Origin of the sequence: Streptomyces sp. SS1-1 (assembly GCF_008973465.1) — a bacterium.
GTDB lineage: Bacteria > Actinomycetota > Actinomycetes > Streptomycetales > Streptomycetaceae > Streptomyces.
The window spans coordinates 1,341,214-1,354,193 of the sequence record NZ_WBXN01000004.1 but is presented as its reverse complement, the minus strand read 5'-3'; the positions used below and the strand labels follow the sequence as shown (position 1 = coordinate 1,354,193).

The 12,980-nt window shown below is 70.4% G+C and carries 8 protein-coding genes; 5 read left to right on the top strand and 3 right to left on the bottom strand.

All coding sequences use genetic code 11. The annotated features are described in order from the left end of the window. Positions 1–364: 364 nt before the first annotated feature. Positions 365–1,138 carry an IclR family transcriptional regulator gene (locus tag F8R89_RS07300; RefSeq protein ID WP_151783186.1) on the bottom strand — a complete coding sequence of 258 codons (774 nt, stop codon included), beginning with the start codon at positions 1,136–1,138 and terminating at the stop codon, positions 365–367. Positions 1,139–1,434: 296 nt separating this feature from the next. Here F8R89_RS07300 and metH point away from each other — a divergent pair, with 296 nt between their 5' ends. The 4 genes from metH to F8R89_RS07280 all read left to right on the top strand — a co-directional run bounded on the left by metH (position 1,435) and on the right by F8R89_RS07280 (position 9,542). Further along, complete coding sequence (metH, locus tag F8R89_RS07295; protein WP_151783185.1) at positions 1,435–4,956, top strand: methionine synthase; 3,522 nt, start codon at positions 1,435–1,437, stop codon at positions 4,954–4,956. Positions 4,957–5,106: 150 nt separating this feature from the next. Then, a complete protein-coding gene (locus F8R89_RS07290) occupies positions 5,107–5,802 on the top strand; it encodes an HAD family hydrolase (protein WP_151783184.1) in 696 nt (231 codons plus the stop codon). A gap of 458 nt (positions 5,803–6,260) precedes the next feature. Continuing rightward, on the top strand, positions 6,261–7,865 hold the full coding sequence (locus F8R89_RS07285; protein ID WP_151783183.1) for an ABC transporter substrate-binding protein: 1,605 nt from the start codon (positions 6,261–6,263) through the stop codon (positions 7,863–7,865). Positions 7,866–7,958: 93 nt separating this feature from the next. Next, complete coding sequence (locus F8R89_RS07280) at positions 7,959–9,542, top strand: ABC transporter substrate-binding protein (protein ID WP_151783182.1); 1,584 nt, start codon at positions 7,959–7,961, stop codon at positions 9,540–9,542. A gap of 77 nt (positions 9,543–9,619) precedes the next feature. Here F8R89_RS07280 and F8R89_RS07275 read toward each other — a convergent pair whose 3' ends face one another. Both F8R89_RS07275 and F8R89_RS07270 read right to left on the bottom strand, forming a co-directional pair. Continuing rightward, entirely contained in the window at positions 9,620–10,291 is a 672-nt protein-coding gene (locus tag F8R89_RS07275) for a response regulator (RefSeq protein ID WP_151783181.1), read from the bottom strand. A gap of 14 nt (positions 10,292–10,305) precedes the next feature. Beyond that, the gene (locus F8R89_RS07270) at positions 10,306–11,325 is read right to left on the bottom strand and encodes a RecB family exonuclease (protein ID WP_151783180.1); all 1,020 of its coding nucleotides are present in this window, start codon (positions 11,323–11,325) and stop codon (positions 10,306–10,308) included. Between the two features lie 174 nt (positions 11,326–11,499). On the opposite strand from F8R89_RS07270, the gene F8R89_RS07265 reads away from it, so the two are divergent. Continuing rightward, a complete protein-coding gene (locus F8R89_RS07265) occupies positions 11,500–12,960 on the top strand; it encodes a site-2 protease family protein (RefSeq protein WP_151783179.1) in 1,461 nt (486 codons plus the stop codon). The last annotated feature ends 20 nt before the right edge of the window (positions 12,961–12,980 follow it).

The following is a 12,980-nucleotide window of genomic DNA, read 5'->3' as shown; positions in this document are numbered from 1 at the left end:
CCTCCGGTGGTTCGCGTTGCTCTCGGGATGAGAGCGATGCCGGCCTCTGGCGTTGTCCCACTCTAACGCGTATTGCCGGTAGGTGTTCGACAATGCCGACCGATGGACGGGAGTCTTGCCCTGGCGTCAGGGGTGCGTCAAGAGTCCTGTTCCCGAATGCTCGATCGTTATCGGCTGTGTTGATTTGTCGATACGACGTCACGTGTGCGTACGGGCGCGTAGGGAACACGCTGCGTGCCCGCGACCCGCCACGGGCAGCGCCGCGGCAGCGCGTGCGAAGGCCCGGAACGCCGCTCGGCGTCCCGGTCGTCAGCTGTCGTCAGGGGGTTCCGCCGCCGGCCGTGGCGGCGGCGGGGAGCGTGGCTCAGAAGCGACCGGCGCCCAGGTCCCGCGACACCGCGCGGGCGCAGTCCCGCACCGCGGCGATCAGCTCCGGGCGGATCTCGCGGGCCTCGCCCTCCCGGCACAGCCGCTCCACCGCGCCGGTGATGCCGACCGAGCCGACCGGCATGCGGCGCCGGTCGTGGATGGGGGCGGCGATCGACGCGACGCCCTCCCAGGTCTCCTCGACGTCGGCCGCGTACCCGCGCGCGCGGGTCAGATCGAGAAGCTGCTCGAAGTCGTCCAGCTCGCACACCGTGCGCTCGGTGAACGCCTTGCGGCCGGCCTCGATGGCCTCGCTGTGCGCCACCGGGTCGTACGCCGACAGCACCTTGCCCAGCGCCGTGGAGTGCAGCGGCTGCATGGCGCCGATCTCCAGCACCTGACGGCTGTCGTCCGGACGGAAGACGTGGTGCACGATCAGGACGCCCTGCTGGTGCAGCACGCCCAGATAAACGCTCTCGCCGCTGGAACGCGCCAGGTCGTCCGTCCACACCAGGGCGCGGGCGCGCAGCTCGTGGACGTCCAGATAGGTCGTCCCCAGGCGCAGCAGCTCGGCGCCCAGCTGGTACCGCCCGGACGCCTCGTCCTGCTCGACGAACCCCTCCTGCTGGAGGGTGCGCAGGATGCCGTGGGCCGTGCCCTTGGCGAGGCCCAGCGAGGAGGCGATGTCCGACAGGCCGAGGCGTCGCTCACCGCCCGCGAGCAGCCGCAGCATCGCGGCCGCCCGTTCGAGCGACTGGATGTTCCGTGCCATCGCCGTACTGCCTCCGTCCCCTTCGACCGTCGACCTACACGACGTCGCTGCCGTCGTTCGGCAATGTCGAACACTACCGGTCGATGTCGACCCACCGCTAATGGTCCGTCGGACTTCATCCGTCCGGACCGCGTCACACGTATACCGGGTGCCGTCCCCGGGGCCCTCCCCGTCCCGGCCCGTGGACTCCCCGACCATCGCGCCGCGCTCCCGGCTACGCTGGCGAGGTGCGCCCGCCGCGGAACCTGCCCTGCGGGCGCAAAGCCGACAGCCGTCGCACTCCAGGGAGCCCTTTCATGGCCTCGTTGCCACCGACCCCTTCCGCCGACAGCCGGACCCGTGTGTCCGCCCTCCGTCAGGCCCTCGCCACCCGAGTGGTCGTCGCCGACGGAGCGATGGGCACCATGTTGCAGGCCCAGGACCCCACACTGGACGACTTCCAGAATCTCGAGGGCTGCAACGAGATCCTGAACGTCACCCGCCCGGACATCGTGCGCTCCGTCCACGAGGCGTACTTCGACGCGGGCGTGGACTGCGTCGAGACGAACACCTTCGGCGCCAACCACGCCGCGATGGCCGAGTACGACATCCCCGAGCGCGTCTTCGAGCTGTCCGAGGCCGGCGCCCGCATCGCCCGTCGGACCGCCGACGCCTACGCCGCCCGCGACGGCCGCGACCGCTGGGTGCTGGGCTCCATCGGCCCCGGCACCAAGCTCCCCACGCTCGGCCACATCGGCTACACCACCATCCGGGACGCCTTCCAGCAGAACGCCGAGGGCCTGATCTCCGGCGGCGCCGACGCGCTGATCGTCGAGACCACCCAGGACCTGCTGCAGACCAAGGCCGCCGTGATCGGCGCCCAGCGCGCCCGCGAGCTCTCCGGCCTCGACCTGCCGATCATCGTCTCCGTCACCGTCGAGACGACCGGCACCATGCTGCTCGGCTCCGAGATCGGCGCCGCCCTGACGGCCCTGGAACCGCTCGGCATCGACATGATCGGCATGAACTGCGCCACGGGCCCCGCCGAGATGAGCGAGCACCTGCGCTACCTCTCCCGGCACTCCCGCATCCCGCTGTCCTGCATGCCGAACGCGGGCCTGCCCGTCCTCGGCAAGGACGGCGCCAGCTACCCGCTCACCGCGCCGGAACTGGCGGACGCCCACGAGACCTTCGTCCGCGACTACGGGCTGTCCCTGGTCGGCGGCTGTTGCGGCACCACCCCCGAGCACCTGCGCCAGCTCGTCGAGCGGGTCCGGGACCTGGAGCCGACCCCGCGCGACCCGCGCCCCGAGCCCGGCGCCGCCTCCCTCTACCAGACCGTGCCGTTCCGCCAGGACACCTCCTACCTGGCCATCGGCGAGCGCACCAACGCCAACGGCTCCAAGAAGTTCCGCGAGGCCATGCTGGAGGGCCGCTGGGACGACTGCGTGGAGATGGCGCGCGAGCAGATCCGCGAGGGCGCGCACATGCTCGACCTGTGCGTGGACTACGTCGGCCGTGACGGCGTCGCCGACATGGAGGAACTGGCCGGCCGCTTCGCCACCGCCTCCACACTGCCGATCGTGCTGGACTCCACCGAGGTGCCCGTCATCCAGGCCGGCCTGGAGAAGCTCGGCGGACGCGCGGTCATCAACTCCGTGAACTACGAGGACGGCGACGGCCCCGAGTCGCGGTTCGCGCGCGTCACGAAGCTGGCCCGGGAGCACGGGGCGGCCCTGATCGCGCTGACCATCGACGAGGAGGGACAGGCCCGCACCCCCGAGAAGAAGGTCGAGATCGCCGAACGGCTGATCGAGGACCTGACCGGCAACTGGGGCATCCACGAGTCCGACATCCTCATCGACACCCTGACCTTCACCATCTGCACCGGCCAGGAGGAGTCCCGCAAGGACGGCCTCGCCACCATCGAGGCCATCCGCGAGCTCAAGCGCCGCCACCCCGACGTGCAGACCACGCTCGGCCTGTCGAACATCTCCTTCGGCCTCAACCCGGCCGCCCGCATCCTGCTGAACTCCGTGTTCCTCGACGAGTGCGTGAAGGCCGGCCTGGACTCGGCGATCGTGCACGCCAGCAAGATCCTGCCCATCGCCCGCTTCAACGAGGAAGAGGTGCGCACCGCCCTCGACCTCATCTACGACCGCCGCGCCGAGGGCTACGACCCGCTGCAGAAGCTCATGGCCCTGTTCGAGGGCGCCACCGCCAAGTCCCTCAAGGCCGGCAAGGCCGAGGAGCTGGCCGCCCTGCCGCTGGAGGAACGCCTCAAGCGGCGCATCATCGACGGCGAGCGCAACGGCCTGGAGGCCGACCTCGACGCGGCCCTGCGGGACCGGCCCGCCCTGGACATCGTCAACGACACCCTGCTGGACGGCATGAAGGTCGTCGGCGAGCTGTTCGGCTCCGGACAGATGCAGCTGCCGTTCGTGCTGCAGTCCGCCGAGGTCATGAAGACCGCCGTCGCCCACCTCGAACCGCACATGGAGAAGGTCGAGGGCGACGAGGCCGGCAAGGGCACCATCGTCCTCGCCACCGTCCGCGGCGACGTCCACGACATCGGCAAGAACCTCGTCGACATCATCCTGTCCAACAACGGCTACAACGTGGTCAACCTGGGCATCAAGCAGCCCGTCTCCGCGATCCTGGAAGCCGCCGAGGAGCACCGCGCCGACGTCATCGGCATGTCCGGGCTCCTGGTGAAGTCCACCGTGATCATGAAGGAGAACCTCGAGGAGCTGAACCAGCGCGGCCTCGCCGCCGACTACCCGGTCATCCTCGGCGGTGCCGCCCTGACCCGCTCGTACGTCGAACAGGACCTGCACGAGATCTACCAGGGCGAGGTCCGCTACGCCCGCGACGCCTTCGAGGGGCTGCGCCTGATGGACGCCCTCATCGGCGTCAAGCGGGGCGTGCCCGGCGCCAAGCTGCCCGAGCTGCGGCAGCGCCGGGTGCGGGCCACCGCGCAGACCGTGGTCGAGGAGCGCCCCGAGGACGGGCACGTCCGCTCCGACGTCGCCACCGACAACCCCGTCCCCGAGCCGCCGTTCTGGGGCACCCGCGTCAGCAAGGGCATCCAGCTCAAGGAGTACGCCTCCTGGCTGGACGAGGGCGCCCTGTTCAAGGGCCAGTGGGGCCTGAAGGAGTCCCGCGCCGGAGACGGCCCGTCGTACCAGGAACTCGTCGAGACCGAGGGCCGCCCGCGGCTGCGCGGCCTGCTCGACCGGCTCCAGACCGACAACCTCCTCGAGGCGGCCGTCGTCCACGGCTACTTCCCGTGCGTCTCCAAGGACGACGACCTGATCGTCCTCGACGAGCACGGCAACGAACGCACCCGCTTCACCTTCCCGCGCCAGCGCCGCGGCCGCCGTCTGTGCCTCGCGGACTTCTTCCGCCCCCAGGAGTCCGGCGAGACCGACGTCGTCGGCTTCCAGGTCGTCACCGTCGGCTCCCGCATCGGCGAGGAGACCGCCCGGCTCTTCGAGGCCAACGCCTACCGCGACTACCTGGAGCTGCACGGCCTGTCCGTCCAGCTCGCCGAGGCCCTCGCCGAGTACTGGCACGCCCGCGTCCGCGCCGAGCTCGGCTTCGCCGGCGAGGACCCGGCCGCCATGGAGGACATGTTCTCCCTGAAGTACCGCGGCGCCCGCTTCTCGCTCGGCTACGGCGCCTGCCCCGACCTGGAGGACCGCGCCAAGATCGCCGACCTGCTGCAGCCCGAGCGGATCGGCGTCCAGCTGTCCGAGGAGTTCCAGCTCCACCCCGAGCAGTCCACGGACGCCATCGTCATCCACCACCCCGAGGCGAAGTACTTCAACGCCCGCTGACGCCGGACCCGCGCCGGTGCGCCGGTGTGCCGGAGGGCAGAACCGGCGCATCGGGCGATACGCCGACGAGCGTCGTACACTGGACGGTCCACCGCAGGCCGGTTCCCTCCGTGGGAACCGGCCTGGTCGTCCCTTCAAGGAGGTACGTGGATGACCAGCACCGTCCCCGCCCCGTCGACCCGTACGGCCGACGGCTCGGCCCTGCAGGCCGTACTCCTCGACATGGACGGCACCCTGGTGGACTCCGAGGGCTTCTGGTGGGACGTCGAGGTCGAGGTCTTCGCCTCCCTCGGGCACACCCTGGACGACACCTGGCGCCATGTCGTGGTCGGCGGGCCCATGACCCGCAGCGCCGGCTTCCTGATCGAGGCCACCGGCGCCGACATCGGCCTCGACGAGCTCACGGTGCTGCTCAACCAGGGCTTCGAGGACCGTATCGGCCACTCCCTGCCGCTGATGCCGGGAGCCGCCCGGCTGCTCGCCGAGCTGTCCGAGCACGGCATCCCCACCGCCCTCGTCTCCGCCTCGCACCGCCGCATCATCGACCGGGTGCTCACCACGCTCGGCCCGCAGCACTTCTCGCTGACCGTCGCCGGTGACGAGGTGGCCCGCACCAAGCCCCATCCCGACCCCTATCTGCTCGCCGCGGCCGGTCTCGGCGCCGACCCCGCCCGGTGCGCGGTCGTCGAGGACACGGCGACCGGCGTCGCCGCCGCCGAGGCCGCCGGCTGCCAGGTGGTGGCCGTCCCCTCGATCGCCCCCATCGCCCCGGCCGCCCGCCGCACGGTCGTTCCCACGCTCGAACACGTGGATCTGCCATTTCTGCGCGGCCTGATGACAGGCTGAGAACGACTCGTCACTGGCATGACAACCTGAATGCGCCTGCCGTTCACCGAGCGTGCTGCTTTGATGGCGCATTGCGGGCGGAGAAATTCCGCAAGTAAATTCGATCGGGCCGGACGGCCGAATTCCAACGGTCGACGAGATCGTCCAATCTGTGACGTTCGCCACTCCCTGGGGGTGCGGCGGGGTGCCCGCCTCGCGCCGCTCGCCCCCGAACAACGGTTTTGAGCGCACCCTTGTGTCCCGATTGATGGACCGGTGCGCCAATCCTTCCCGCCTCAGCCTTCCGGTGCGTCCACGCCCGATTCCACTGAGTGAACAAGCCCCAACTCCGGTCCCCTCCAACCGTCCTGTGGGCGCGGACTAATCTCATCGCGAGAACATCGCCCTTACCCCCGTGATCCACCACACCACCCTCTGCATGGTGGATACACGGAGAAGACAGCTGGAGAAACCCGAGCATGAACCGCAAGACTTTGGTGCTGCCGGTCGTCATCGGCCTGCTCGCGCCGGTTCTCGCCGCCTGTGGCGGAACCGACAGCGGCAGTGGCGGCGGCGACGGGATCGTCGTGGGCACCACGGACGTGTTCACTGCCTCGGAGGAGAGCCCCGCACCGCTCGACCCGGCCTGGGCCTACGACGTCGGCCTGTGGAACATCCTGCGCCAGACCGTGCAGACCCTGATGATCCAGCCCCGCGGCGAGGGCGAGCCCGTCCCCGAGGCCGCCGAGAGCTGCGGCTTCACGGACAGCGGCAACGAACGCTACGCCTGCACCCTGCGCAAGGACCTCAAGTTCGCCGACGGCGACACCGTCACCGCGGCCGACGTGAAGTACTCCATCGACCGCGCCCTCTCCCTGAAGGCCGACAGCGGCGTCTTCGCCCTGCTGTCCACCATCGACACCGTCGAGACGCGCGGCGACCGCGAGGTCGTCTTCCACCTCAAGACCGCCGACTCCACCTTCCCGTACAAGCTGTCCACCCCCGTCGCCGGCATCGTCGACCCGGACGTGTACGACAAGAAGGAACTGCGCAGCGGCTTCGAGGTCGACGGCTCCGGCCCCTACACCTTCAAGGCCAAGGTCGAGGACGACAAGCTCGTCTCCGCCGTGTTCACCAAGAACCCCGAGTACAAGGGGAGCCTCAAGGTGGACAACGACAAGGTCGAGCTGCGCAACTTCGACAGCGCCGACGCGATGGGCGCCGCCCTCGACAGCGGTGACATCGACGTCATGACCCGCGCCATGTCGCCCGAGCAGATCGACAAGCTGGCCGCCGACTCCGACGACGACATCGACCTCGTCGACATGTCCGGCCTCGAGATCCGCTACCTCGCCTTCAACACCAACGACGACGCCGTGCGCAGCAAGGCCGTCCGCCAGGCCATGGCCCAGGTCATCGACCGCGGCGAACTCGTCTCCAAGGTGTACGGCAGCCAGGCCGAGCCCCTGTTCTCCCTGGTCCCCGCCAGCATCACCGGGCACTCCAACTCGTTCTTCAACAAGTACGGCGAGCCCAGCGCCGCCAAGGCCGGGAACATCCTGGAGCGGGCCGGCATCACCACCCCCGTCAAGCTGACCCTGCACTACACCACCGACCACTACGGTCCGGCCACGAAGAAGGAGTTCGAGCTGCTGAAGGAGCAGCTCAACAGCAGCGGCCTGTTCGACGTCGACATCAAGGGCACCCCCTGGGACGTCTTCCGGCCCGCCGAGCAGAAGGGCAAGTACGAGGTCTACGGCATGGGCTGGTTCCCCGACTTCCCCGACGCCGACAACTACGTCGCCCCCTTCCTCGACAAGGACAACTTCCTCGGCTCGCCCTACGCCAACGCCCGGATCCGCAACAGCCTGATCCCCGAGTCGCGGCGCGCCGCCGACCGGATCGCCGCGACCGGCAGCCTCACCGAGATCCAGGACATCGTCGCCAACGACGTGCCGGTCATCCCGCTGTGGCAGGGCAAGCAGTTCGTCGCCGCCGGCGACGACATCACGGGCACGGCCTATGTGATGAACTCCTCCTCCACCCTCCAGCTCTGGGAGCTCGGCCGCGGCGTGAGCGGCTGAGCACCCGTCCGGCGCCCCCCACCCGGGGCGCCGGACCCACCCGGTTCCTCCACGGGCCCGGGTTCCTCACAACCGACGACAAGGCACTCGTAAGTGAACATGCGCAATCACTGGCCGGTGCTGCCCCTTGTGGCAGGGCTGGCCTCCGGCCTGTTGACCGGCTGCGGAACGGAATCCGGGGACGCCGGCGACAACGGGAACTCCGTGGTCGTGGGGATGTCGGACGACGTCCTCGCCACCGACCCCGCCTCCGGCTACGACCCGGGGTCGTGGCTGCTGTTCAACAACGTCTTCCAGTCGTTGCTCAGCTTCCCCAAGGGCGCCACGGAACCCCAGCCCGAGGCCGCCGAGGCATGCTCGTTCTCCGACGGCGGCGCCACCGTCTACAAGTGCACGCTCAAGGACGGCCTGAAGTTCAGCAACGGTGACGAACTCACCGCCGAGGACGTCAAGTTCTCGTTCGACCGCATGCTGAAGATCGACGACCCCGACGGCCCCGCCGTCATGTTCTCCACCCTGGACAAGGTCGAGACGCCCGACGCGCGCACCATCGTCTTCAAGCTCAACACCCCCGACGCGACCTTCCCCAGCAAGATCGCCTCCGGCGCCGGCTCCATCGTCGACAAGGACTCCTACGACGCCACCGGGCTCCGCGAGGACGGCGAAGCCGTCGGCTCCGGCCCGTACAAGCTCGCCGAGTTCAACGACGACCGGGCCGTCTTCACCGTCAACGAGAACTACAAGGGCACCGCCGAGGTCCGCAACAGCGGCGTCACCCTGAAGTTCTTCCGCGGCGACCAGCAGCGCCTCAAGCAGGCCCTGCTCGCCGAGGACGTCGACATCGCCTACCGAGGCCTCACCGCCGGCGACATCGCCGACATCGAGAAGGCCGGCACCGACTCCTCCGGCGTCGAGGTCGTCGAAGGCAGCAGCGCCGAGGTCCAGCACCTCGTCTTCAACATGGACGACCCGGTCGCCGGACAGCTCGGCGTCCGCAAGGCCATCGCCTACCTGCTCGACCGCGACGCCCTCATCCGCGACGTCCACGAGGGCACCGCCAGCCCGCTGTACTCGATCATCCCGGCCGGCATCGGCGGCCACAACACCGCCTTCTTCGACACCTACGGCGCCCGCCCCTCCCGCGCCAAGGCCGCCGCCGCCCTCCAGAGCGACGGCATCACCGCCAAGGTGAAGCTGACCCTGTGGTCCACCCCGTCCCGCTACGGCCCGGCCACCGACCAGCAGCTGAAGGCCATCGCCAAGCAGCTCAACGACAGCGGCCTCTTCCAGGCCGACGTCCGCTCCGTCGCCTTCGACCAGTACGAGAAGGACATCGCCAAGGGCAAGTACGGCGTCTACGTCAAGGGCTGGGTCCCGGACTACCCGGACGCCGACAACTTCACCGCGCCCTTCTTCGGCAAGGACAACGTCCTCAGCAACAACTACACGAACAAGCGCATCACCAACACGCTGATCCCGAGCACCGCCGCCGAGAGCGACCGCGCCGCCACCGACGACGCCTTCGGACAGCTCCAGGACATCGTCGCCCAGGAACTGCCCATCATCCCGGTCTGGCAGGGCAAGCAGTACGCCATCGTCCACGAGAACGTGTACGGCCTGGAGTACTGCCTCGACGCCTCCACCGTCTTCCGCTTCTGGGAGCTTAAGAAGGGCTGACACCGGCCCCGCACCACGACAGAGGGCGTCCCTTCCACCGAAGGGACGCCCTCTGTCGTATCCGCCCGAGCCCCGCCCTACTGGGCGCCCGGACGCACCAGCCCGCTCTCGTACGCGTACACCGCCGCCTGCACCCGGTCCCGCAGCCCCAGCTTCGTCAGCACATGCCCCACATGCGTCTTCACCGTGGTCTCGCTGACGAACAGGTCCGCCGCGATCTCCGCGTTCGACAACCCGCGCGCCACCAGCTTCAGCACCTCGACCTCACGGTCGGTCAGCGTGTGCAGGGTGTCCGGCACCGGCTCGTCCCCCGACGGCAGATGCGTGGCGTACTTGTCCAGCAGCCGGCGCGTGATGCTCGGCGCGAGCATCGCCTCACCCGCCGCGACCACCCGGATCGCCTGGACCAGCTCATGCGCGGGCGCGTCCTTCAACAGAAAGCCACTGGCCCCCGCCCGCAGCGCCTCCACCACGTACTCGTCCAGATCGAACGTGGTCAGCACCAGCACCTTCGCCGGACCGTCCCGCCCGGGCCCCGTGATCTGCCGCGTCGCCTCCACCCCGTCCATCCGGGGCATACGGATGTCCATCAGGACCACATCGGGCTGCAGGGCCCGCACCTGATCGAGGGCCTGCAGACCGTCACCGGCCTCGCCCACGACCGCGAGGTCCTGCTCGGCCTCCAGAATCATCCGGAACCCGGTGCGCAGCAGGGGCTGGTCGTCGACCAGTAGGACGCGGATGGCCACGTAAGTCTCCTTCGCTAGTCCGGCCCCATTCTGCCCTGCGTGTCCACCCCGGACCCGACCGCCCCGGACACCGGCGCCAGCGGATACGGCGGGGGAGTGCCCCCGAACTCCGGGCAGTGCTCCCGGTGATCGCACCAGCCGCACAGCTTCGTCGGCCGCGGCTGCCAGTCACCCGTCTCCGTCGCCTGCCGGATCGCCTCCCACAGCGCCAGCAGCTTGCGCTCCACCCGCTCCAGGTCCGCCACCACCGGGTCGTACGTCAGCACATCGCCACTGCCCAGGTACACCAGCTGCAGCCGGCGCGGCACCACACCCTTCAGCCGCCACACCACCAGCGCGTAGAACTTCATCTGGAACAGCGCGCCCTCCGCGTACTCCGGGCGGGGCGCCTTGCCCGTCTTGTAGTCGACGATCCGCACCTCACCCGTGGGCGCCACATCGACCCGGTCGATGATCCCGCGCAGCCGCAGCCCCGACTCCAGCTCCGCCTCCACGAACAGCTCCCGCTCGGCCGGCTCCAGCCGCGTCGGATCCTCCAGCCCGAACCAGCGCTCCACCAACTGCTCCGCCTCGGCCATCCAGGCCGCGAGCCGCTCACCCTCCGGATCGTCCGCGAACAGCTCCACGACCTCCGGCCGGCTCTCCCGCAACCGGTCCCACTGCCCCGGGATCAGCGACTTCGCCCGCGGCGCCGTCCGCTCCGCCGCCGGCGCGTCGAAGAGACGCTCCAGCACCGCGTGCACCAGCGTCCCCTTCGTCGCCGCCGCACTCGGCTTCTCCGGCAGCCGGTCGATCACCCGGAACCGGTACAGCAACGGGCACTGCATGAAGTCACTGGCCCGCGACGGAGACAGCGACGAAGGAGCCCGCACCACCCGCGCCGCCCCGGCACCCTCCACCGGCACCGCCCCACCCGTCTCCACGGACCCCGCATGAACCGCCGCCCCCGCGGGGTACTCGTCCCCCGACGGCGCCGTCGTCCGCGTGACCTCGCCGGCGCCGTCCGCCGCGGCGCCCTCCGTGCTCGTCTCCATGACCACAGACCTTACGGCCCGGCACTGACAGTGACCCAGCCCCGGGCACCGGCGGCCCCCGGGGGAGCGGCCCCTGCGGGGTGCCGGGGCGGACCGCGTGACGAGGGCCGCATACCATCGACTCGAGACCTTCCGCCCGGCAGGCGCGGACGACGCATCCAACGAGGGGACACCGTGGACGAGAGCGGCGGGAGCGGGAAGCCGCGCTCCGGGACCGACGAGCCGACCGAGCACCGCACGGATCGGCCGGCCCCCGACCCCGAACGGCCCGACGCACCCACCGGCCCCGACGACCCACAGGACCGGCAGGACCGGCAGAACAGGCCGGACCCGAGGGACGGGGACGGAACAGACGACCCCCACACCGCCCGGCCACCGCACGAGCCCCGCCCCCAGCACGACGACCGCGCCTTCGCCCACTCCACCGACGGCGGCACCGGCACCGGCCCCGGCACCAAGCCCCGCCCGCCCCGGCGCCCCCGCGACCCCCGGGGCGGCCTCCTCATGGGCCGCCCCTTCGGCGTGCCCGTCTACGTCGCCCCCAGCTGGTTCCTCGTCGCCGCCCTCATCACCTGGGTCTTCGGCGGCCAGCTCGACCGCGTCCTGCCCGAACTCGGCGCCGCCCGCTACCTCGTCTCCCTCTTCTTCGCCGTCGCCTTCTACGCCTCCGTCCTCGTCCACGAACTCGCCCACACCGTCGCCGCCCTCCGCTTCGACCTGCCCGTACGCCGCATCCAGCTCCAGTTCTTCGGCGGCGTCTCCGAGATCGAGAAGGAAGCCGAGACACCCGGCCGCGAATTCGTCCTCGCCTTCGTCGGCCCCCTGCTCTCCCTCGTCCTCTCCGGCGTCTTCTACGGCGCACTCCGCCTCGTCGAACCCGGCACCGTCCCCGGCGTCCTCCTCGCCGGCCTGATGATCTCCAACCTCATCGTCGCCGTGTTCAACCTGCTCCCCGGCCTCCCCCTCGACGGCGGCCGCATGCTCCGCGCCGTCGTCTGGAAGATCACCGGAAAGCCCATGAGCGGCACCATCGCCGCCGCCTGGGTCGGCCGCGCCCTCGCCGTCTCCGTCCTCATCGGCCTGCCCTGGCTCACCCAGTCCGGCGCCCTCGGCTCCGAAGCCGTCGACAACGTCGGCATGGACACCGTCATGGACGCCCTGCTCGCCGCCATCCTCGCCGCGATCATCTGGACCGGAGCCGGCAACAGCCTGCGCATGGCCCGCCTGCGCGAACACCTCCCCGAACTGCGCGCCCGCGCCCTCACCCGCCGCGCCGTCCCCGTCGAACCCGACACCCCCCTCTCCGAAGCCCTCCGCCGCGCCAACGCCGCCGGAGCCCGCGCCCTCGTCGTCGTCGACACCGACGGCACCCCCCTCTCCCTCGTCCGCGAAGCCGCCATCGTCGGCGTCCCCGAACACCGCCGCCCCTGGGTCGCCGTCAGCGGCCTCGCCCAGGACATCACCGAAGGCATGCGCGTCTCCGCCGAACTCTCCGGCGAGGAACTCCTCGACGCCCTGCGCGCGACCCCCGCCACCGAGTACCTCGTCGTCGAGGAGACCGGCGAGATCTACGGCGTCCTGTCCGCCGCCGACGTGGAACGCGCCTTCGTCAAGGCCATGGCCCGCCCCAGCTGACCACCCGCCGCCCGTGGTCA

Excerpts from the sequence above, each read along its gene's own strand:
- F8R89_RS07290 (WP_151783184.1), top strand. The coding sequence starts at position 5,107 with ATGACCAGCACCGTCCCCGCCCCGTCGACCCGTACGGCCGACGGCTCG.
- F8R89_RS07270 (WP_151783180.1), bottom strand. The coding sequence starts at position 11,325 with ATGGAGACGAGCACGGAGGGCGCCGCGGCGGACGGCGCCGGCGAGGTC.
- F8R89_RS07285 (WP_151783183.1), top strand. The coding sequence starts at position 6,261 with ATGAACCGCAAGACTTTGGTGCTGCCGGTCGTCATCGGCCTGCTCGCG.
- F8R89_RS07300 (WP_151783186.1), bottom strand. The coding sequence starts at position 1,138 with ATGGCACGGAACATCCAGTCGCTCGAACGGGCGGCCGCGATGCTGCGG.
- metH (WP_151783185.1), top strand. The coding sequence starts at position 1,435 with ATGGCCTCGTTGCCACCGACCCCTTCCGCCGACAGCCGGACCCGTGTG.